This window comes from Streptomyces sporangiiformans (genome assembly GCF_005768555.2).
GTDB classification, from domain to species: Bacteria; Actinomycetota; Actinomycetes; order Streptomycetales; family Streptomycetaceae; genus Streptomyces; species Streptomyces sporangiiformans.
Map to the genome: position 1 here is coordinate 18,558 of NZ_VCHX02000182.1, position 18,878 is coordinate 37,435.

The window sequence follows — 18,878 nt, forward strand, 5'->3', positions numbered from 1 at the left end:
TGGGAACTCTTGACATGGATCTCTACGTACTATTACCGGCCACATATTGTCAGCCGCCTAGCCGACTCGGGGGAGTCTTATGCGTCATTTCGGGCACATCGCCCCGGAGGTGCGGCAGCGCCTGTTCCACCAGGAGCCCTGCGTTTTCACCGCGGACTCCCCGGCCGCGGTCCTCTCCGTGGCCCTCGGCGCAACCCTCTACAGCCCCGCGACCAGGACACGGCTGGCCGAGGACATCGTCAAGCAGACCGGGCGCGGAGTCGTCTCGATGGTGCTGTGCCTGGAGGACTCCATCGACGACGCGGACGTCGCGGAAGCCGAGGAGAACCTGATCCGGCAGTTCCGTGATCTGGCCGAGCGCTGCCCGGAGACCGAGCTGCCGCTGCTGTTCGTCCGCGTCCGCACCCCCGAGCAGATCCCGGGCCTCGTCGCACGGCTCGGCTCCTCGGCTCGGCTGCTGTCCGGATTCGTACTGCCGAAGTTCACCGAGGAGCGGGGCGTGCCGTTCCTGGAGGCGCTCACCGCGGCCGAGGCCACGAGCGGACGGCGTCTGTTCGCCATGCCGGTCCTCGAATCGCCCGACCTGCTGTACATGGAGTCGCGCGCGGGGACCCTGGAGGGGATATTCCGCGCCGTGGACAAGTACCGTGACAGAGTGCTCGCGCTCAGGCTCGGCGTCACCGACTTCTGCTCCTCCTACGGGCTGCGCAGGGCCCCCGACATGACCGCGTACGACGTGCAGATCGTGGCCTCCGTGATCGCCGACGTGGTGAACGTGCTCGCGCGGGCCGACGGCACCGGGTTCACGGTCACCGGGCCCGTGTGGGAGTACTTCCGCGTCCAGGAGCGCATGTTCAAGCCGCAGCTGCGCCGCAGCCCCTTCACCCCCGAGGCCGAGGACCTGCGCAACGCGCTGATCGAGCACGACATGGACGGCCTGCTGCGCGAGATCGCCCTCGACCGGGCCAACGGACTGCAGGGCAAGACCTGCATCCACCCCTCGCACGTGCTGCCCGTGCACGCCCTGTCCGTGGTCAGCCACGAGGAGTTCAGCGACGCCCAGGACATCCTGCGGCCCGAGCGCGGCGGCGGGGGTGTCCTGCGGTCCGCGTACACGAACAAGATGAACGAGGTGAAGCCGCACCGCGCCTGGGCCGAGCGCACCCTGCAGCGTGCCGAGGTCTTCGGCGTCGCGAACGAGGACACCGGCTTCGTGGAGCTGCTCGCCGCCGGGCTGCCCGGCTGAACGCAAGGACTTGATGAAGGCCGAACACAGGGACTCGATGAAGAACGTGGTGTGGAGCGGGAACTGGGTCGCCGAGCGACTCGGGGTCGAACTCGTCGGCGACGAGGAGCTGCGCGACCTCCTGGGGCTCGCGCTGCGGCGCAATCCCAAGCGCGCGCATCTGCTCGTGTCGAACGTGCTGGGCAAGCACGTGCCGCAGAGCCCGCTCACGGTCTGGCGGACCGGGTACGAGCTGGGCCGCCGGGTACGTGATCTGCTCGGCGTCCCCGGGGCGCGCCGGGCCGTGGTGCTCGGGTACGCCGAGACGGCCACGGGCCTCGGCCACTCCGTCGCGGACGGCCTGGGCCTCGCGCCCTACCTGCACTCCACGCGACGCCCCGTCGACGGCGTCGAGCGGGCGGGCGGCTTCGAGGAGTCCCACTCCCACGCCACCTCGCATCTGCTGCTGCCGGAGAAGCCCGGCCTGCTCGCGGGCGACGGGGCGCTGGTGCTCGTGGACGACGAGTTCTCCACGGGCAACACCGTGCTCAACACGATCCGCGCGCTGCACGAGCGCTACCCGCGCGAGCACTACGTGATCGTGGCGCTCGTCGACATGCGCTCCCCGGCGGACCGGGGCCGCCTCGACGAGTTCGCCCGCGAGATCGGCGCTCGTGTGGACCTGGTGGCGGCCGCCTCGGGCACCGTACGACTGCCCGACGGCATACTCGCCAAGGGCCAGGCCCTGGTCGCCGAGCACGAGCAGCAGCACGAGAACGGGATGGCGGCCTCGGCCCCCGCACCGCTTCCGGAGCCCGGCACGGTCGCCCGCGTGGAGCTCGGCTGGCCGCGCGGGCTGCCCGACGGCGGACGGCACGGCTTCACTCCCGAGCACCGCGCACAGCTGGAGGGCGCCCTGCCCGCGATGGCCGCGCGGCTCGCGGACGCCCTTCCGGAAGACGCCCGCCGCATCCTCGTCCTCGGCTTCGAGGAGCTGATGTACGCGCCGCTGCGGCTCGGCGTCGCGCTGGAGAAGCTGAAGCCGGCCGACACCGAGATCCGCTACTCGACGACGACCCGTTCCCCGGTGCTCGCCCTCGACGACCCCGGCTACGCGATACGCAGCCGCCTCGTCTTCCCCGCCCACGACACCCCCGGCGACGGCCCCGGCGAGCGCTACGCCTACAACGTCGCGGGCGCCGGCTTCGACGCCGTCGTCGCCGTGGTCGACTCGGTGGCCGACACCGCCGAACTGCACGCCCCCGACGGCCTGCTGGCGCGGCTCGCCGCACACACCCCGAGCGTGCTGCTCGCCGTCGTCCCCTCGTACGTCCCAGCGTGCGCGCCTGTTGAGCCGAACCCCTCCGAAAGGCCCTCGATGCTGCCCGAGCCCCTCCGCGGCCCCGACTTCTCCTCGTACGCCCCGGACGAGGTCGGCTGGCTGCTGCAGGACCTCTCGGACACGCGGCTCGAGGCCCCCACCGAGGAGCGCGAGGAGGCGATCCAGAGCGGTGGCGCGCACTACGCGGAGTCGCTGCCGGTTGAGTACCAGCCGAGCGCCCAGTACCAGGAACTGTTCCGCGCCGCGCTGGACGCCTCGGCCGCGCGCATCGCCCAGGCCGTGGGCGCCGTCACGGAGACGGTGCTGGCGGAGCGGTCACCGCGACCCGTCCTGGTGTCGCTCGCCCGCGCGGGCACCCCCATCGGCATCCTGATGCGCCGCTGGGCCAAGGTCCGGCACGGGCTGGACCTCCCTCACTACGCCGTCTCCATCGTGCGTGGGCGTGGCATCGACGCGAACGCGCTGCGCTGGCTGGCCGCCCACCACGACCCGGCCGACGTCGTGTTCCTGGACGGCTGGACGGGCAAGGGCGCCATCACCCGTGAACTCGCCCAGGCGCTTGAGGAGTTCGAGGACTCCGACGGCATCACCGGCTTCGACCCGGAGATCGCCGTGCTCGCCGATCCCGGCTCGTGCGTCCGCACCTACGGCACCCGCGAGGACTTCCTCATCCCCTCCGCCTGCCTCAACTCCACCGTGTCCGGGCTCATCTCACGTACCGTGCTGCGCGCGGACCTGGTCGGGGAGCACGACTTCCACGGCGCGAAGTTCTACCGCGAGCTCGCGGACGCGGACGTCTCCGCCGACTTCCTGGACGCCGTGTCCGACCGCTTCGGCGAGGTCGGCGAGGCGGTCGGCACCCAGGTCAAGGAGTTGCTCTCGACGGACCGCAGCCCCACCTGGGAGGGCTGGGCGGCAGTCGAGAGGATCAGCGAGGAGTACGGGATCCACGACGTGAACCTCGTCAAGCCGGGCGTCGGTGAGACGACCCGCGTGCTGCTGCGCCGCGTCCCGTGGCGCATCCTCGCCCGCGCGGGAGCGGGCGCCGACCTGGACCACGTACGCCTGCTCGCCGAGCAGCGCGGCGTGCCCGTCGAGGAGGTGGCCGAACTCCCGTACACCTGCGTCGGGTTGATCCACCCCAAGTACACCCGGGGAGCGACCGGCGCCGACGGCAGGGCGGTGACGGTCTGATGACGGTACTGGTGGCAAGCGACCTCGACCGCACGCTCATCTACTCCGCCGCCGCCCTGGCGCTGACCATGCCGGACGAGCGGGCGCCCCGGCTGCTCTGCGTCGAGGTGCACGAGAGCAAGCCGCTGTCGTACATGACCGAGACCGCGGCCGGACTGCTCACCGAACTCGGCGACGCGGCCGTCTTCGTGCCGACCACGACCCGCACCCGCAAGCAGTACCAGCGCATCCAACTGCCGGGCCCGGCCCCGAAGTACGCGATCTGCGCCAACGGCGGCCACCTCCTCGTGGACGGTGTCGCCGATGTCCAGTGGCATGCCCAGGTGACGGAGCGCCTCGCCCGCGAGTGCGCCCCACTGGCCGAGGTGCGCGCGCACATGACGGCCACCGCCGACCCGGCCTGGGTGCGCAAGCACCGCGTCGCCGAGGACCTCTTCGCGTACGACGTCGTCGAACGCGCGCTGCTCCCCGAGGACTGGGTGAAGGAACTGGCCGTGTGGGCGGAGAACCGCGGCTGGACGGTCTCCCTCCAGGGCCGCAAGATCTACGCCGTACCGCAGCCGCTCACCAAGAGCGCCGCGATGCGCGAGATCGCCCGCCGCACCGGAGCCGAGCTCACCCTCGCGGCCGGCGACTCGCTGCTCGACGCCGACCTGCTGCTCGCCGCGGACCGCGGCTGGCGCCCGGGCCACGGCGAGCTCGCCGACGCCGGGTGGGTGGCGCCCACGACCACCGCCCTTCCGGAACGGGGTGTCGCCGCCGGCGAGCGGATTCTGCGGGAGTTCCTGCGGGCGGCTCGGTAGGCCAGGACATCCGCAGGCCCGCCTTTTGAGACTGGGCGAGGCGGCTGGTCAGCCGCAGCAGCCGCCACCGCAGCAGCCGCCGCCACCACCGCCGCCCGCCCGGGGTGCGGGCGCGGGCGCCGAGGCCGAGGCCGAGCCGCCGACCGCGACCGTCGACAGGAGCTTCACCGTGTCGTCGTGGCCGGCGGGGCAGGCCGCGGGGGCGGAGGACTCGGCCATGGGGCGGCTCATCTCGAAGGTGTCGCCGCAGGTCCGACAGCGGTATTCGTAGCGAGGCATGAGCACAGGTTACCGGGCGGGGCCCCGCTTGCCCTGGGGCAGCGCCCTGGAACGCACGGCCGCTCTGCGGCGTCGCTCGCGTGCGGCCTGTTCGGGGTGGCGGGCCTGCCAGTAGGGGTTGTCGTGCGGCAGGGCCGAGGTGACGCGGCCGTACATGCCGAAGACCATCAGGAGCAGGCCGACGACAAAGCTGAACAGCACGTTCTGCATGTGGAACGCGAGGATATTGAGATCCGTGTCCAGGAGGGCGAGGTTCACGAACCCGCTGAGGATGAAGAGGACTCCGAAGACCATGTTGAGCGTCGAGGCGAAGTTCCCGCCGATGACCATGCCGACGAAGAGCAGCAGCCCGACGCAGATCGAGAGCACGCTGAGGGCGCCGTTGGTGTTGAGCCCGGCGACCCTGTCACCGCCCGTGTCGAAGAAGCCGACCTTGTCGATCAGGCCCAGGATGCCGAAGGCGACAGCACGAGCCCCATCAGACCCGCGCCGATCCGGTAGACCGAACTGAGGCGGTGGTCGACGGGCAGATGCTCGTCGAGGCTCATCCGCATACTCGGACTCTTCCTTCAGGACCCTTCCCTGAGGGCTGTTCCTTCAGGATCCGCCCGCCCCTGCCCGCTCGCCAGCCCTGGCCCGCCGCCGCCCCCCGGCATGACCGCCGGCCGGTTACGCTCCGGCCCCGCGCTCCTCACGGATCTGCGCCACCACGCGGGCCACCGTCCGCCGTACGGCCTCCGTCTCGGTGAGGAAGTGCCAATAGTCGGGGTGGCGCCCCTCCAACGTGCCGATCGCGCGCTCCAGGCGGGCCACCGAGTCGTCGAGGGGGAGGGCGTGGCGCGGGTCGGGCGTGCTGCGGCCGGCCATCGCCAGGCGCTGGGCGTCGCGGATCGCGAAGCGGGTGCGGTCGATCTCCTGCTGCGGGTCCTTCGACACCTCGTTCAGCCGCCGCAGCCGGTCGCCCGCCGCGGACACGGCCTCGTCGGTCGTGTTCAGCAGCGCCCGCACCGTCGACAGCAGTGAGGTCGCGTCCGGCCAGCGCTGCTCGTCACGGGCCGACCGGGCCTCGGTCAGCTTCTGCTCGGCCTGCCGTACGGTCTCCGCGGCCTGGTCCGGTACGTGCTGCAGGTCCTGCCAGCAGGCAACCGTGAACCGGCGCCGCAGCTCGCTGAGCACCGGCTCGACCTGTCCGGAGCGTGTGGTGAGGGCCTGGGCGCGGGTGCGCAGCGAGACGAGGCGGCGGTCGATCTCGGCGGCCCGCTCCGGCAGCCGCTCGGCCTCCGCACGCACTGCCTCGGCATCGCGCGCGACCCGGTCCGCGCGCTCCAGCGTCTCCGGCACGCCGTGCTGCCCCGCACCCTGGTTGAGCCGGGTCAGCTCGGGGCCGAGGGCGGCGAGCCGGGCGGCCAGGTCGTCGGCCTTGAGCCCCGATCCCCGTACCGCGTCGAGCGCGTTCGACGCGGCGAGCAGGGCCTGGCGGGCGCGCTCGACGGCCGGGGCGAGCCGGGCCAGCTGGGTCTCGGCCTTGCCGAGCAGCGGGCCGAGCCCCTCGGCGAACCGGTCCAGCTCCTGCTTGACGCGGCCCAAGTCGTCCTTGGCCTTGGTCAGCTCCGTGCGCGCCTGGGCCGCGACGGAGGCCTCCAGGTCGTCGCGGTCGAGGTCATGGGCGTCGACCGCGTTGATGTACACGTGGCTGACCTCGTCGATACGACGGCCCAGCGCGTCGAAGTCGGAGACCGCGCGCCGGGCCGCGGGGGAGCCGTCGACGGCCGTGATGGTCTCGATCGAGATCCGAAGATCGCGCTGCGCGGTGTCGAGTTCGTAGAACGCGGCCGCGGCGGCGTCCTTCGCCGCCTGCGCCTCGGCCCGCTGGCTCTCGGAGCGTCCGCCGAACCACCGCCGGGTGCCGCCGCCGGCGAACGCGGCGGGCAGGGTGAGCGCGAGCAGCGGGAGCGGGAGGAGCACCAGGGTCAGCAGGTCACGAGCGACTCCGCGCGGCCTGGTGGACCTCGCGGGCGCGAAACCGGCACGGTGGCGAGGTAGTTCCTGTGCGCATGGCACAAACGGCGTGTACGGCTGCGAAGGTGTCGCCGTCACATCCCTCTCCCGTGCTGTGGTCCGCCCTGCCCGGTGTCATTCTCCCACCAGGTAAGGACGAACACACGGGCCGGTTAGTTCGCGGTACGCACCGTGACTTTCCCGTCCTGCGTGTGGGCGGACACCACGTGCGAGCTGCGCTCGTCCCGGGGCACGGACACCTCCACGCCCCCGTCGTCGGTCTCCGTCGTCACGCGGTACGTCGCGTCCGGCAGCCCGATGGTGATGGAACCGTCCTGGCTGCGCGAGGCGATCCGGTCCGGTACGGCGGCGAGGTCGAGCCGTATGGCGCCGTCCTGAGTGTTCACGTCCACGCGTCGGGAGCCGACCTCGGTCGCGGTGACCGAACCGTCGGAGGTGTGCAGCTGCAGGGGTCCGCTGGAGTCCTCGACGTGGACGGAACCGTCGTCGGTACGGATGTCGAGCGGCTTCTCGAAGCCCCGGGCCCGCACACTGCCGTCCTTGTCCCTCACCGTGACCGCGATGCCGCGAGGCACCTCGATCCGGTGCTTGGCCGAGCAGTCGGCGATCATTCCGGAGCACTTCAACCGGAGCGTGAGCGTGTCGTCCTTCATCGCCCAGGTCACCTCGGGGTCGTCGCCGACGACGACGCTGCCCTTGAACCACCGGGTGACCTCGACCTTGTCGACGTCCGCGGGGACCAGTTCGAGCGCGGAGTCGTCGGAGTCGACGGTCAGCGTGCGGCCGCTGAGCGCGAAGGACCGCTGCTCGGGTTCGTCGTCGTCCCCGGCACTGGCGCCGCATCCCGAGGCGAGCAGCGTGACGGCGGCGACGGCCGCGATGGCCGTGGCGGAACGCCGAACGTGAGCGGACCGGCGAACGCGAGTGGGACGGCGAACGCGAGTGGGACGGCGCATATGAGTGGTCACGGTGGGCTCCCCCTGTCTCGGGCGCCCTCGACCGTACGGACGACCGTACGGATGGCTGGGACGCTCTTCGACCGTACGGAGGCGGGGCGAGCGGCGGGATCCGGAGCACTCCCGAATCAGGGGTGGGGTAAACCCCCGTACCCGTTGTCGGCAGCGCCGGCGCCTCATTTGGGGCCGATACGGGTTTGCGGGGCACTGCCCCGGGCAATGTAGGCTGTCGACTCGTCCCGGGCACGTAGCTCAGTGGTAGAGCGCCGCCCTTACAAGGCGGATGTCGGCGGTTCGAAACCGTCCGTGCCCACCAGTTCCAGGACGTGAGAAAGGCCCAGCTCGGCGGGTGTGCACCCGGAGACCTGGGCCTTGGTCTTTCTCGGCCGGCCGGTGGCGGCGTGCCACTTGAGCCGTGCCACTGAGGAGGAGGGGCCATGCCTGCCGAGGGGCGGTTCCGGGCGAGCGGGTGGCGAGGGCGCGAGGTGGAGATACCGCGCCTCGAGGGGCAGCGGGGGCCCGCGCTCCTGGAGTTCAAGGGGGGGCTGACCACCTCGTTCAAGGTGTCCGCGCTGTACCGGTCGGCGACCCGGAAGATCCACGGCGACGCGCTGCTGTATTCGTACGGGCCCAGGGCGCGACGGGTGCTGCTGCCCGCGCGGTACAACCGGGTGGCGATCCGCCGCGTGAAGCCGAGCCACACCTCGGGGACCGGATTCTCCCGCTGGCACCTGCGGACGTTGGAGGTCGCCGACCTGCCGAAGCTGGTGGACACGCTGGCAGGCAAGCACGAGACGCTCGTGTACTTCGACGGCAGTGCCCGCGTGTCGTTCGCCTGGCTGGGAGACACCGAATACGGAGAGCTCCACTTCACGCCCGAAGGCGGGGGCGAATCCCGAGAGCTGACCCGGCGCGGCCACATCCGCGGCACGGTCGTGATTCCGGGCGAAGGCTTCCTGGCCGTCCGCCACTGCGATCAGTGGACGCTGGAACGGCGGTAGCGACCGTCACACCGGCTCCTCGTCCCCGCGAGGTCCCTCCTCCGCCTCGTGCGCGTGCTTGAGGCTCATCCGTGCGTCCACCTTCTCCGCGGTCGCGACCTCGGCCCAGAAGCGGTGGCAGGTCACGAAGACCGCCAGCTCGCGTTCGCGCTCTCGGAGCTTCTCCACTTCGGCCTGTTCGTCGGCGGACCAGCCGGGCGACGCGGGGCGCTCCACCTTGCGCCAGCCGGCGTCGTCACTGAAGCCGTCGAGCGGCTCGACCGACCAGGGGAGCCGCTTCAGCAGGGCCAGAAGCTCGGCCCGGACCTGATGCAGTTCCTCCTGACCAGCCAGGAGGTCACTCGGGAAGTCATAGGTCGCAGCCACGCGGCAATGCTACGCCTGTTCGAATTTGGGATGCGAGTTTCTTGGGGGACTTCACGCGAACTGTGACCGAGCGACCCCGCGCCCGCCGGGGTCCTCGGTGGGAAGCCGGGGCACCCCCGCGTGCTCGGTGAAAAGATTTTCCGGGGCAGTTGTCGATCCCGTCGTCGCCCGCTCGACGCATGGGTGAGAGGCGGGGAGAGACCCCGTCCGTTCGATCGAGGAGTCACCATGCCGCGTTTTCTGACGATGGTCCGCATCGACGAGCAGAGCATGCCCGCGGAGGGGCCGGGTCCCGAGTTCGAGGAGCGCATGGGCGCGCTGCTCGAGGAGATCACCAAGGCCGGGGTCATGCTGGACACGGCCGGGCTCACGCCGACTGCGGAGGGCACCCGGGTCACCTGGTCCGGGGGCCGGTTCAGTCAGGTCGACGGGCCGTTCACCGAGTCCAAGGAAGTGATCGGCGGCTACGCCATCACCCAGTGCAAGGACAAGGCCGAGGCCCTGGAGTGGACGAAGCGGTTCCTGCAGATCCACCCGGAGGAGTGGACCGTCACGGTCGAGGTCCGCGAGATCGCCGAGGGCTGACCGCTCAGGTCACTGCAGAACGGGTCGCGTTGCGACCCGCCCGAGGGGGAGGCGGTTCTCCCTCGGGCGGCGGACCCGGGTCCTTCCGGCAGGCGATCCGGGCGCCCCGTACGGCTGGGACCTTCGATGGGGAAGAGTCCGCCGGACCGGAGGACCGTTCATGCCCACTCATACCGAACCGCCGCCCACCGCCGGGCGGTTGCGTGCCGCCTGGGCGGCCGCGCACGCCCCCGTGCCGGGGGCGCCTCGCTGGGGGCGGGCGGCCGCGCTCGCCGTCCCGTTGCTCGTGCTGCCGTCCGGGCTGTGGCGGATCGTGACGGTTGTCTTCCCCGTTCAGGACGACGGAAGGGCGCACGGCTCGGGAGACCTCCCGCCATGGCTGCCCGAGGAGGTGTACGTGGTCCTTCTGTCGGTCCTCACCGAACTGCTGGCCTTCACCGCGTACGGGCTGATCGCCACGTGGGGAGAGGTCGTCCCGCGGTGGGTACCGGGACTGGGCGGGCGTCGGATCCCGACGCCCGCCGCCGTCGTGCCCGCGGCGGCGGGCGCCCTCCTCCTCACGGCGCTGAGCTCCGCGACGGCCGTCGCGGACCTCGCCGGAGTCACGCTTCGCGGCGACCCGCTCCCCGAGGGCTACCCGGGACAGGTGCCGGGCTGGAGCGCGGTCGTCTTCTACGTCAGCTATGCGCCGCTCCTGCTGTGGGGGCCCTGCCTGGGCGCGCTCACGGTCGCGTACTGGAGGCGCAGGCGCGCACCTACAGCCGTACCGACGCTCCCGGCTCCAACAGGTGCAGCCGGTCGGTGAGTTCGGCCTCGGTGAAGGCCTTGGTGAGGGTGAGCGGGCCGTCCGGTACCAGCGGGGTGCGCCCGCGAACGGCACCGCCACGTAGGGCAGCGCTCGCGCGGGCGCGCTCGTACGCCGAGGCCGTGGACAGCACCAGCGGGGCGCCCGCGAGGTACCTACGGCCCGAGGCATCGAGGTTGTCGGGGTGCTGGTCGTGCGAGAGCAGGACCGCGTCGACCGCGCCGATGTCCGGGGCGGCGACCGCCGGACCGGCCGACTTCACCAGCTTCCGTAACGCATCCCCGTTACACGAATCCCGGTCACGCGCGAGACTGGACGCATGTGCCGCAGCATCAAGACCCTTCGCCCGCCCGTACTCCCCGAAGAGGCCACCGAGGAGGACATCCGCGCCGCCGCGCTCCAGTACGTCCGCAAGGTCTCCGGCTTCCGCGCCCCGGCCGCCCACAACCGCGAGGTGTTCGACCGGGCGGTCGAAGCGATCGCGCAGGCGACGGCCGACCTGCTGGACGGGCTCGAGGTGCGGGGGCAGGGGCAGCCGGCTGCCCGCCGGGCGGGCTGACCCCGTAAGCCACTGGCGGCCGGTCGGCCCGTCACGCCTCGCCCCGCCGCGCAGGGTCACGCTCCCGAACCGGTCACGCCCCGCAGACTCACGCCTCCGCCGGCGGTCGTCGTATGAGGTACGCCGCCCCGGCGCCCGCCGCGAACAGCGCCCCGATCGAAACGGCCGTGGCGAGCCACGTCGCGCCCAGCCACTGGCCGCCGAAGTAGCCGAGGGCGACGCTGTACGCGGCCCAGGTCAGGCCCGCGAGGACGGACCAGGGCAGGAACTCGCGGACGCGGCGGTGCGCGGCGCCCGCGCCCAGCGAGACGACCGAGCGGCCCGCGGGCGCGAAACGGGCAATGACGACGAGGGCGCCGCCGCCGCGCGAGAGGGCCGCGCCGAGACGTTCCTGCGCGCCGGTCAGGCGGCGGGAGCGGGCGATGGCACGATCCAGTCGCTTGCCGCCGCGCCAGGCCAGCCGGTACGCGACCAGGTCACCGAGGACCGACGCGGTGGCCGCGGAGAGGATCAGCGACAGGATGTCGGGCACATGGCCTTCGGGCATCTGGCCGGTCGCCGCACCGGTGCCGGCCGCGGCGGCCGTCGCCGCCGTGATGACCAGGATGCCGCTCGGCAGCACCGGCAGGAACACGTCGAGCAGGACGGACAAGGCCACCACGGCGTAGATCCATGGGCTGCCGGTCAGCGCCCCCACACTCTCAAGCACCACATCTCCCTGTGTCTCCCCCGTAGGCCCGGCCCGTGCGGCGATGCCGCGATGTCGCGGGGGAGCGGCAGGAGCGGCCTGTGACAGCCATACAGCGTACGCCGCGGGTCAGACGGGAGATCCACAGGGGGATCGTCTGATTGCCACACCATGTTCACCAAGACGACGGCACCCGCCCCCGGTTGCGCTTGGGGGCGGGTGCCGTGACACAGCGTCAGGCGGCGACGGGCTCCGAGCTGCGCTCGCCCGCGGTGGCCGAAGACGTGCGGCGCGAGAAGAGCCGGTCGACGCCGAGCGCGCCCGAGCCGGTGAAGACCAGCAGGAACATCGACCAGCAGTACATGGCCGCGCCCTCGCCCTGGTTCTCGATCGGCCACAGGCCCTGGGGCTGGTGGACCTTGAAGTACGCGTACGCCATCGCGCCCGAGGCGATGAACGCCGCGAAGCGCGTACCGAGGCCGAGCAGGACCAGAGCACCGCCGACGAGCTCGATGACAGCCGCGTACCAGTTCGGCCAGGCGCCCGTCTCGACAGTGGCGCCCTTGCCGTCCATGCCGCCCAGGACACCTAAGAGCGACTGGGCTCCGTGGCAGGTGAAGAGCAGGCCGATGACGATGCGGAACAGGCCTATGGCGTACGGCTGGGCGCTGTTGAGCCGTCCGGTCATTGGGGGAACTCCTTCGGTCTAGTGCGGTCCTCGGGACCGCTGTTGGGGGACGTAAACCGAGCGAGTGACGAGGTTAGGTTACGCTAATCAATGGTTGCAAGTTCAACATCTGGCCAGTAATCGGCTTCCGTATCCGGCTTCGTCGCAGCTACGGCCGTCCGCAGCGCCGCTCGCGCCACCGCATCCGTGTCCGAAAGGGTGACCGAATCTACGCCCGGCCTGGCCCCGGCCGCCGTCACCCAGTGCACGCCCTCCGTGGGCACGCCCAGCACGAACCGCCTTGGGTGCGGGTGTCCCTGACGGTCGATCAGACGATACGGCCGCGGGGTGACGTCGAGCCCTCCGGTTTCGTAACCGTCCACCGTGTGCGGACGGCACCGGCCCGTCTTCAGCAGCCGGGCGAGCAGGTCGTCGGCGGTTCGCCGCAGGTCCGGCTCCGGCAGCCGTGCCTCGATGAGTGTGGTCGCCCGGACGATCGAGCCGGGCACGTCGGGGGAGTGCGCCACCCACGCTCCGTCCTCGGCCCGTACCTCCAGCCGCGGCCCGAGTACCTCCAGGACGCCCGCCTCGATCAGCGCGACCATCTCCTCGATGCGGCGCCGGGGCGGGCCGATCGACAGGAACGCGTTCAGCGGCGTGTACCAGCGGTCCAGGTGGTCCCGGCGCGAGGCGCCCGCCAGCCCGCTGTGGTCCACGATCTGCCGCACCTCGTTGCGCAGGTCGCGCAGGACGTCGAGGGCCGCCTTGAGCGGGCCGTCGACGTTGCCGAGAGCGGCCTGCTCGGCGTCCTCGCGCAGATATGCGAGCAGCCAGCTCCGGAAGTCGCCGGGGCCTTCGAAGACCTGTCCCGCGTGCGGGCGCGAAATCCGGTCCCAGGACCAGCGTTCGGCATCCGGGATGCCGAACTCATCAAGGATGAGGGCCTCTTGGGGCGCACGGTGGGGCACGGCGAGGAAGCGCTCACGGAAGCTCTGTCGCACCGTGCCGGTCCGCATCGCGGGGTCGGCCCGCCGGCCCGGCTCCTGGGCGCGCCCCAGCAGTGTCTCGTAGTAGACCGTTTCCACCTCCTTCGCCACCAACGGCCATATCTCGGCGAGGAAGTCCGCGGCGTCGCCGGAGTCCGCGCGTTTGCGGAAGAGCGAGATGACGTCCGGAGTGAGGACCAGGGGAGTGTGCCGGCCGTACGGGCCCTTCGCGTTGTCGCCGCGGGCCTGGTACGGGATACCGCGGCGCGAACCCGCGTACAGGCGGGGCTCGCGGCCCGAGGCCGCATAGCGCAGGCCGCCCTGTGCCGTGGGGAGGAAGCGGCCGCCGCGGGCCGTCGTCAGCAGGGCCATGTGGTCGAAGAAGTTGAGGCCCAGGCCGCGCAGCAGGACGGGTTCACCGGGGGCGAGCGGGGCGAGGTCGAGGTCGGCCGGGTTGGCGGGCGGGATGTGGCGCAGGCCGTGACGGTCGGCGTACTCCGTGAGGCGCTGCTGTGTCTGGTCCGCGACCGTGGGCAGGTGGCCCTGAGCGAGGATCACGGCGGCCAGGTCCGACAGGGTGCGGCCGTCGTCGAGTACGAGCGACTGGTGGCCGTCGGCCGCGTCGTCGAGGCGTATCGCGCGTGCCCGGTGCACCTCGACCCGTATCGAGGGCGGCGCCCCGCGCACGACCTCGGCGAACACCCACTCCAGGTACTGGCCGTACCGCGCGCGAGTCGGGTACGCGTCCGGGGCCAGCTCGCCGGCGGCCCAGGCGTGCAGGCTCGGTCCCGGGCGTATCGGTCCCGCGCACTCCACGCTGTCGTCGGTGAAGAGGGTCACCTGGGAGGCCACGGTGTTCATCAGCAGCTCGGCCGGCTGGTCGGTCCGCCAGACGCGGCCGGGGCCCGGCGGCGACGGATCGACGACATGGACCGTCAGACGCGTCCCGGGCGTGAGGAGCTCGGGGGCGGAGGCGCAGAGGCGTTCCAGGACGCTCGTGCCGCGCGGGCCGGCGCCGACCAGCGCGACGGAGACCTCGGCGGAATCGGCGGTCGCCGCTGGTTCCGCGGTCGCTGCAGACAAAGGGGTGACTCCCGGGCGTGTGGGGCGCTGGGTAGCAAACCGTCCGCCGGAAGCGGATGGTCCGCCTCATCATGCCGTCACGCGGCACGGGAGCCGAGCCCTTGACGGGATCAAGGGCGTCAGGTGTGGGATGCGTCACGAGCATCACGGGCAACAGGCGTGATAGGCGGGCAACCTGCGGAATAGGCGTATGCAAGAGACGTATCGATCGGTGGATCGGTGGATCGGTGGCTTGACGACTCGCGGCGCCTGTCGTCGCGGGCAGGGTGGTGTGAGTTCGGGCTCGGTGCCCGGCACCCGGCGCCCGTCGTGACCGGCAGGGCTATGTGAGCTCGGACTCGACGACCGTCCTCAGCCGGGCGCTCCCGCCCCGCTCCTCCCGGGCCTGGTCGAGTCGTAGCCGTGCCGAACGGCCGCGCAGTGTCAGCGTCATCAGCTGGTTGCCGAACCAAGGGCCGCCCGTCCGGCGCCAGTCGACCGGCGGGCTCGGGCAGCCGCCGTGGCCGGCGAAGCGGCGGCCGAGGGCCCGGCCCACCCTGCTCCAGCCGAAGTGGAAGCCGAGTTTGATGGACATCGGGATGGAGTTGTGGACCGGCGAGCAGGTCAGCTGCAGCACGCGGGCGTCGGGCCCCGGCGAGCCCTTCGGCCACGACGGTTCGGCGATGTACGCGTGATGCACGTCCCCGGACAGCACGCACACGGTCGCCGGCGCCCCGGGCCCCGAACCGGCCTCGGCGATCAGCTCGGCGAGCGCGTCGAATGACGCCGGAAAAGCCGCCCAGTGCTCCAAGTCGGCCCGGCGCCGCAGGTCCTCACCCCACCGTGCCCATCGCGCACCCCGCTCGCCCCGGCACAGCGCGGCGTTCCACGCCTCGGCGTCGTGTACGAGGTGGGGGAGCAGCCAGGGGAGCGAGGAGCCGAGCAGAAGGTGGTCATAGGGGGCGTGGGGAGAGTGAGGGGCGTGGGGAGCGGTCGTGGGCGTGGAGCCCTGCTCCTCCGCTCGCTCCTCTCCTTGCTCCATGCCTCGCCCCTCCAGTGCCTGTTCGCGCAGCCATGCCATCTCGCTCGGGGCGAGCATGGCGCGGTTGTCCTCGTCGAGGACGCGGGCCGCGCGAGTGTCGAGCATGAGCAGGCGTACGCGGCCGAAGTCGCGGCGGTAGCTCCAGCGGACCGAGTCGGGGGCGGCGTCGGCCTCGGCGGCGAAGGCGCGCAGGACGTCCGTGCCGTCGGGGGTCGCGCGCACGGCGGCGTACAGGAGGTCGGCGGCGAGGCGCTCCGGCGGGAGGTTGCCGAGGTGCTGGTAGACCCAGTAGGACATCAGGCCGCTCACCACGCGCTCGCGCCACCAGGGCGTGGCCCGCATGTCGGCGAGCCAGGCGGCGCTGGTGTTCCAGTCGTCTATGACGTCATGGTCGTCGAAGATCATGCAGCTGGGAACGGTGGAGAGCAGCCAGCGGATCTCGGGGTCGAGCCACGATTCGTAGTAGAGGCGCGTGTACTCCTCATAGTCCGCGACCTCGGCGCCCGGCGGTTCCGTCAGCCCGCGCCGGGCCTCCAGCCAGCGGCGCGTGGCTTTGGAGACCTCGTCCGCGTACACCTGGTCGCCCAGCAGCAGCAGTACGTCCGGGCGTTCGCCGTCCGGGTCCCCGGCGATACGGGCCGCGAGGGTGTCCAGCGCGTCGGGGCCCACCGGGTCCTTCTCGTCGGCGGGCGGCGCGGCCCAGCGGCAGGAGCCGAAGGCGACGCGGACGCTCTCGTGGTCGTCCGCCGGGGCGTGGATCGCCGAGGGCGGGAAGGGGGAGCCGGGCAGCGGCCAGACGGTCGTCCCGTCGAGCAGCACCTCGTACGTCGTTGTCGTGCCCGGCGAGAGACCCGTCACCGTGATCAGGGCGTAGTGGTGGCCCGCGACCTGGAACGTGCGGGTCTCGCCGCGGGCGCCGTCCGCGCAGCGCACCTCGGCGGCGCACGGACGACTCGCCTCGACCCAGACGGTCGCGGACGAGCCGTCGACGTATCTCAGAAGTGGTCCCAGCCGCAGCCTCGCCACGTGATCACCTTCCTCCGTCGCCCCGTACGGTACGGAACGACGGAGGTGATTGGGGAGGTTCCGGTGCGACCAATGATCGGCCGGTGGCCGTCGGGCGCCGGTCAGCAGCCGGTGCGTACGGTCGGCTGCGGTTGAGAACGGAGGTTCAGCGGCCGTTGAGCGCGGAGGTTCAGCAGCCGTTCAGCACGGAGGTCAGCTTGCTCTTCTCCGCGGAGTCGACCGAGAGGTTGTAGTAGTACTTCACCTGGACCCAGGCGCGGACGTAGGTGCAGGCGTACGCGGTCCGGGACGGCATCCAGGTGGCCGGGTCCTGGTCGCCCTTCGCCTGGTTCACGTTGTCCGTGACGGCGATGAGCTGCGGGCGGGTCAGGTCGTTGGCGAAGGCCTGGCGCCGGGAGGTGGTCCAGCTGTCGGCGCCGGAGTCCCAGGCCTCGGCCAGCGGGACGAGGTGGTCGATGTCCACGTCGGAGGCGGCGGACCAGGTCGCGCCCTCGTAGACGGAGTACCAACTGCCGCTGGTGGCCGAGCAGGAGGAGTTGGTGACGACGTTCGTGCCGTCGCGCTTCAGAACCGTCTCGCGGGTGTTGCAGGCCCCGCTGATGGTGATCCAGTGCGGGAACAGATCGCGGTCGTAGCCGGTGCGGTCCTCGGCCGCCACGGTGAGCGAGGCGAGGTAGGTGCGGGCGGTGGCTGCGCTGACCGGGGTAGGCAGGGCGGCGGAGGCGGTCGGACCGTTGAAGAGCCCGACCATGGCTATCAGACCGCTGGCGGCGGCTAGTATGCTGAGCCGTCGACGCGCGTAGACCTTGGGCATGCGAACTCCCTGGGGATGTGGGGAAGTTGACGGTGCGAGCGCATATTTGCGGCACCGTGTTTCCGGGAGGTGTGCGTCAGGTGAGAAATTAGTGACGTGCCCATGACAGGACAAGAGCTGGGGCGGGGCTTTTGAGCTGGCGCCTGCCTTTGCGTGGGTTTGCCCGGGCGTTCATGTCGAGATGATCTTTGCGTCGGGTCGGGTCGGGTCGGGTCGCGTCGGGCGGGGTTCCGGCATTTTGGGGAATTGGTTGCCGTGAGTGGTAGCGGTGCCGGGTCCTTGTTTTGTACCGTGGGGGAACAAAGTGGCCCCCGCCCGCTTCCCCTGACCGGTGGGCGGGGCCACCTTGTCTCCCGGGCCCTGTGCGCCCCTCTTCCACGCTTGGAGCATGCCGATGACGGCCACGACCGTGCTGACCGCCCGTGCCCTGCTGCTGGACATGGACGGCACCCTCGTCAACTCCGATGCCGTCGTCGAGCGCATCTGGCATCGCTGGGCCGAGCGGCACGGGCTGGACGGGGCCGAGGTCATGAAGGTCGTCCACGGGCGGCAGGGGCATGCGTCGATGGCTCTGCTGCTGCCCGGCCGGCCGAAGGAACGGAACCTCGAGGACAACGCGCGCATGCTCGCCGAGGAGACCGTCGACATGGACGGCGTCGTCGCGATTCCCGGAGCCCCGGAGTTCCTGGCCGCGCTCGTCGACCACGGCTTGCCGCATGCGCTCGTGACGTCTGCGGACGTGGCGCTGTCCACCGCGCGGATGCGTGCCGCGGGGCTGGCGCTGCCCGCTGTACGGGTCACCGCCGAGTCCGTCGGCGCCAGCAAGCCGGACCCGGAGGGTTTCCTGAAGGGGGCGGCCGAGTTGGGGGTCGCGCCCGAGGACTGCGTGGTGTTCGAGGACTCGGGGGCGGGGATCGAAGCGGGGCGCTCCGCGGGGATGCGGGTGGTGGGGGTCGGGCATCGGGCCGGGGCCCACGGTCCCGATGCGCTGGTGCGGGACCTTACGCAGGTGCGGGTCGAGGCTTTGGGTGACGGCGGGATCCGCTTGCACATCGGGTGACGGTGCGGTGCCTCCGGCGGTTGGGCGGTCTCGCTTTCTGCCGGTGGGTGGGTCGGGGTCGTGTACCGGTGCGTCCGCCCGTCGCCGCGGGGGCGTACGACCCGGGGTTGGTAAGAGGTGCGGGTTTCCTGAGACAAGCCCTACGCGACGGGCGATGACGCACCGGCACACGCCCCCTCCCGCCGGTGACCAACTGCGGGAGCGTGGGGGTGCGCCCCTCCAGGGGCCACTGGGAAACGGAGCCTGAGCGGGACGCGCCCGTCAGGGGCGCGGGGAACTGCGCGACCAGCCACAACCGGCCTGCAGCTGAAGTGCGAATCCCACCCACCCCCTAACCGCTTCCGCGCATGGGCGTCTGCGGGTGGGGCGTGCCCCTTTAGGGGCGCGGGGAACTGCGCG

The 18,878-nt window shown here is 71.7% G+C and carries 18 protein-coding genes, 1 tRNA gene and 1 pseudogene; 9 read left to right on the top strand and 11 right to left on the bottom strand.

The genetic code is table 11. From position 1 onward, the window contains the following. Positions 1 to 79: 79 nt before the first annotated feature. The 3 genes from FGD71_RS33910 to FGD71_RS33920 are packed head-to-tail and all read left to right on the top strand — an operon-like array spanning position 80 to position 4,564. Positions 80 to 1,246, top strand: coding sequence for an HpcH/HpaI aldolase/citrate lyase family protein (locus FGD71_RS33910; protein ID WP_119104414.1), 1,167 nt, complete (start codon positions 80 to 82; stop codon positions 1,244 to 1,246). 37 nt (positions 1,247 to 1,283) lie between these two features. Beyond that, on the top strand, positions 1,284 to 3,761 hold the full coding sequence (locus tag FGD71_RS33915) for a phosphoribosyltransferase (protein ID WP_162931308.1): 2,478 nt from the start codon (positions 1,284 to 1,286) through the stop codon (positions 3,759 to 3,761). Further along, positions 3,761 to 4,564: an HAD family hydrolase gene (locus tag FGD71_RS33920; RefSeq protein ID WP_119104416.1), complete on the top strand. Its 804-nt coding sequence runs from the start codon at positions 3,761 to 3,763 to the stop codon at positions 4,562 to 4,564. Before FGD71_RS33915 ends, FGD71_RS33920 begins: the two co-directional genes overlap by 1 nt. A gap of 48 nt (positions 4,565 to 4,612) precedes the next feature. On the opposite strand, the gene FGD71_RS33925 is transcribed toward FGD71_RS33920, so the two are convergent. The 4 genes and pseudogenes from FGD71_RS33925 to FGD71_RS33940 all read right to left on the bottom strand — a co-directional run bounded on the left by FGD71_RS33925 (position 4,613) and on the right by FGD71_RS33940 (position 7,818). Beyond that, positions 4,613 to 4,843, bottom strand: coding sequence for an FmdB family zinc ribbon protein (locus FGD71_RS33925; protein WP_119104470.1), 231 nt, complete (start codon positions 4,841 to 4,843; stop codon positions 4,613 to 4,615). 9 nt (positions 4,844 to 4,852) lie between these two features. Further along, positions 4,853 to 5,397 (bottom strand): annotated as a pseudogene (locus FGD71_RS33930) (DUF4383 domain-containing protein). Positions 5,398 to 5,512: 115 nt separating this feature from the next. Next, positions 5,513 to 6,940, bottom strand: a complete 1,428-nt coding sequence (locus FGD71_RS33935) for a hypothetical protein (protein ID WP_119104417.1) — start codon at positions 6,938 to 6,940, stop codon at positions 5,513 to 5,515. Positions 6,941 to 7,014: 74 nt separating this feature from the next. Further along, entirely contained in the window at positions 7,015 to 7,818 is an 804-nt protein-coding gene (locus FGD71_RS33940; protein WP_119104418.1) for a DUF4097 family beta strand repeat-containing protein, read from the bottom strand. 241 nt (positions 7,819 to 8,059) lie between these two features. Here FGD71_RS33940 and FGD71_RS33945 point away from each other — a divergent pair. After that, positions 8,060 to 8,134 (top strand) — tRNA-Val (locus FGD71_RS33945). A gap of 121 nt (positions 8,135 to 8,255) precedes the next feature. Then, positions 8,256 to 8,819 (top strand): hypothetical protein, encoded by a 564-nt coding sequence (locus FGD71_RS33950; protein WP_119104419.1) that lies wholly within the window; start codon positions 8,256 to 8,258, stop codon positions 8,817 to 8,819. 6 nt (positions 8,820 to 8,825) lie between these two features. On the opposite strand, the gene FGD71_RS33955 is transcribed toward FGD71_RS33950, so the two are convergent. Then, positions 8,826 to 9,185 carry a hypothetical protein gene (locus FGD71_RS33955; RefSeq protein WP_119104420.1) on the bottom strand — a complete coding sequence of 120 codons (360 nt, stop codon included), beginning with the start codon at positions 9,183 to 9,185 and terminating at the stop codon, positions 8,826 to 8,828. Positions 9,186 to 9,413: 228 nt separating this feature from the next. Between FGD71_RS33955 and FGD71_RS33960 the strand changes: the two genes are divergently transcribed. Further along, positions 9,414 to 9,770, top strand: coding sequence for a YciI family protein (locus tag FGD71_RS33960; protein ID WP_119104421.1), 357 nt, complete (start codon positions 9,414 to 9,416; stop codon positions 9,768 to 9,770). A gap of 160 nt (positions 9,771 to 9,930) precedes the next feature. Beyond that, a complete protein-coding gene (locus tag FGD71_RS33965) occupies positions 9,931 to 10,575 on the top strand; it encodes a hypothetical protein (RefSeq protein WP_119104422.1) in 645 nt (214 codons plus the stop codon). On the opposite strand, the gene FGD71_RS50295 is transcribed toward FGD71_RS33965, so the two are convergent. Beyond that, the gene (locus FGD71_RS50295; protein WP_420878373.1) at positions 10,526 to 10,837 is read right to left on the bottom strand and encodes an MBL fold metallo-hydrolase; all 312 of its coding nucleotides are present in this window, start codon (positions 10,835 to 10,837) and stop codon (positions 10,526 to 10,528) included. The two genes, FGD71_RS33965 and FGD71_RS50295, sit on opposite strands and share 50 nt — an antisense overlap. Positions 10,838 to 10,894: 57 nt before the next feature. Here FGD71_RS50295 and FGD71_RS33975 point away from each other — a divergent pair, with 57 nt between their 5' ends. Further along, positions 10,895 to 11,134 (top strand): DUF2277 domain-containing protein, encoded by a 240-nt coding sequence (locus tag FGD71_RS33975; protein ID WP_119104471.1) that lies wholly within the window; start codon positions 10,895 to 10,897, stop codon positions 11,132 to 11,134. A gap of 88 nt (positions 11,135 to 11,222) precedes the next feature. Here FGD71_RS33975 and FGD71_RS33980 read toward each other — a convergent pair whose 3' ends face one another. The 5 genes from FGD71_RS33980 to FGD71_RS34000 all read right to left on the bottom strand — a co-directional run bounded on the left by FGD71_RS33980 (position 11,223) and on the right by FGD71_RS34000 (position 17,419). After that, a complete protein-coding gene (locus FGD71_RS33980; protein WP_119104423.1) occupies positions 11,223 to 11,843 on the bottom strand; it encodes a DedA family protein in 621 nt (206 codons plus the stop codon). 214 nt (positions 11,844 to 12,057) lie between these two features. Then, the gene (locus FGD71_RS33985) at positions 12,058 to 12,510 is read right to left on the bottom strand and encodes a DoxX family protein (protein WP_119104424.1); all 453 of its coding nucleotides are present in this window, start codon (positions 12,508 to 12,510) and stop codon (positions 12,058 to 12,060) included. An 83-nt stretch (positions 12,511 to 12,593) separates the two neighbouring features. Further along, a complete protein-coding gene (locus FGD71_RS33990) occupies positions 12,594 to 14,558 on the bottom strand; it encodes an FAD/NAD(P)-binding protein (protein WP_119104425.1) in 1,965 nt (654 codons plus the stop codon). Positions 14,559 to 14,880: 322 nt separating this feature from the next. Beyond that, on the bottom strand, positions 14,881 to 16,605 hold the full coding sequence (locus tag FGD71_RS33995) for an alkaline phosphatase D family protein (RefSeq protein ID WP_119104426.1): 1,725 nt from the start codon (positions 16,603 to 16,605) through the stop codon (positions 14,881 to 14,883). 169 nt (positions 16,606 to 16,774) lie between these two features. After that, on the bottom strand, positions 16,775 to 17,419 hold the full coding sequence (locus FGD71_RS34000; protein ID WP_119104427.1) for an HNH endonuclease family protein: 645 nt from the start codon (positions 17,417 to 17,419) through the stop codon (positions 16,775 to 16,777). A gap of 388 nt (positions 17,420 to 17,807) precedes the next feature. Between FGD71_RS34000 and FGD71_RS34005 the strand changes: the two genes are divergently transcribed. Further along, positions 17,808 to 18,479: an HAD family hydrolase gene (locus FGD71_RS34005; protein WP_119104428.1), complete on the top strand. Its 672-nt coding sequence runs from the start codon at positions 17,808 to 17,810 to the stop codon at positions 18,477 to 18,479. The last annotated feature ends 399 nt before the right edge of the window (positions 18,480 to 18,878 follow it).

What these genes read in the sequence shown, in the direction of transcription:
- FGD71_RS33910 (WP_119104414.1), top strand. Translation starts at nt 80, where the DNA reads ATGCGTCATTTCGGGCACATCGCCCCGGAGGTGCGGCAGCGCCTGTTC.
- FGD71_RS33915 (WP_162931308.1), top strand. Translation starts at nt 1,284, where the DNA reads ATGAAGAACGTGGTGTGGAGCGGGAACTGGGTCGCCGAGCGACTCGGG.
- FGD71_RS33920 (WP_119104416.1), top strand. Translation starts at nt 3,761, where the DNA reads ATGACGGTACTGGTGGCAAGCGACCTCGACCGCACGCTCATCTACTCC.
- FGD71_RS33925 (WP_119104470.1), bottom strand. Translation starts at nt 4,843, where the DNA reads ATGCCTCGCTACGAATACCGCTGTCGGACCTGCGGCGACACCTTCGAG.
- FGD71_RS33940 (WP_119104418.1), bottom strand. Translation starts at nt 7,818, where the DNA reads ATGCGCCGTCCCACTCGCGTTCGCCGTCCCACTCGCGTTCGCCGGTCC.
- FGD71_RS33950 (WP_119104419.1), top strand. Translation starts at nt 8,256, where the DNA reads ATGCCTGCCGAGGGGCGGTTCCGGGCGAGCGGGTGGCGAGGGCGCGAG.
- FGD71_RS33960 (WP_119104421.1), top strand. Translation starts at nt 9,414, where the DNA reads ATGCCGCGTTTTCTGACGATGGTCCGCATCGACGAGCAGAGCATGCCC.
- FGD71_RS33965 (WP_119104422.1), top strand. Translation starts at nt 9,931, where the DNA reads ATGCCCACTCATACCGAACCGCCGCCCACCGCCGGGCGGTTGCGTGCC.
- FGD71_RS33975 (WP_119104471.1), top strand. Translation starts at nt 10,895, where the DNA reads ATGTGCCGCAGCATCAAGACCCTTCGCCCGCCCGTACTCCCCGAAGAG.
- FGD71_RS33985 (WP_119104424.1), bottom strand. Translation starts at nt 12,510, where the DNA reads ATGACCGGACGGCTCAACAGCGCCCAGCCGTACGCCATAGGCCTGTTC.
- FGD71_RS34000 (WP_119104427.1), bottom strand. Translation starts at nt 17,419, where the DNA reads ATGCCCAAGGTCTACGCGCGTCGACGGCTCAGCATACTAGCCGCCGCC.
- FGD71_RS34005 (WP_119104428.1), top strand. Translation starts at nt 17,808, where the DNA reads ATGCCGATGACGGCCACGACCGTGCTGACCGCCCGTGCCCTGCTGCTG.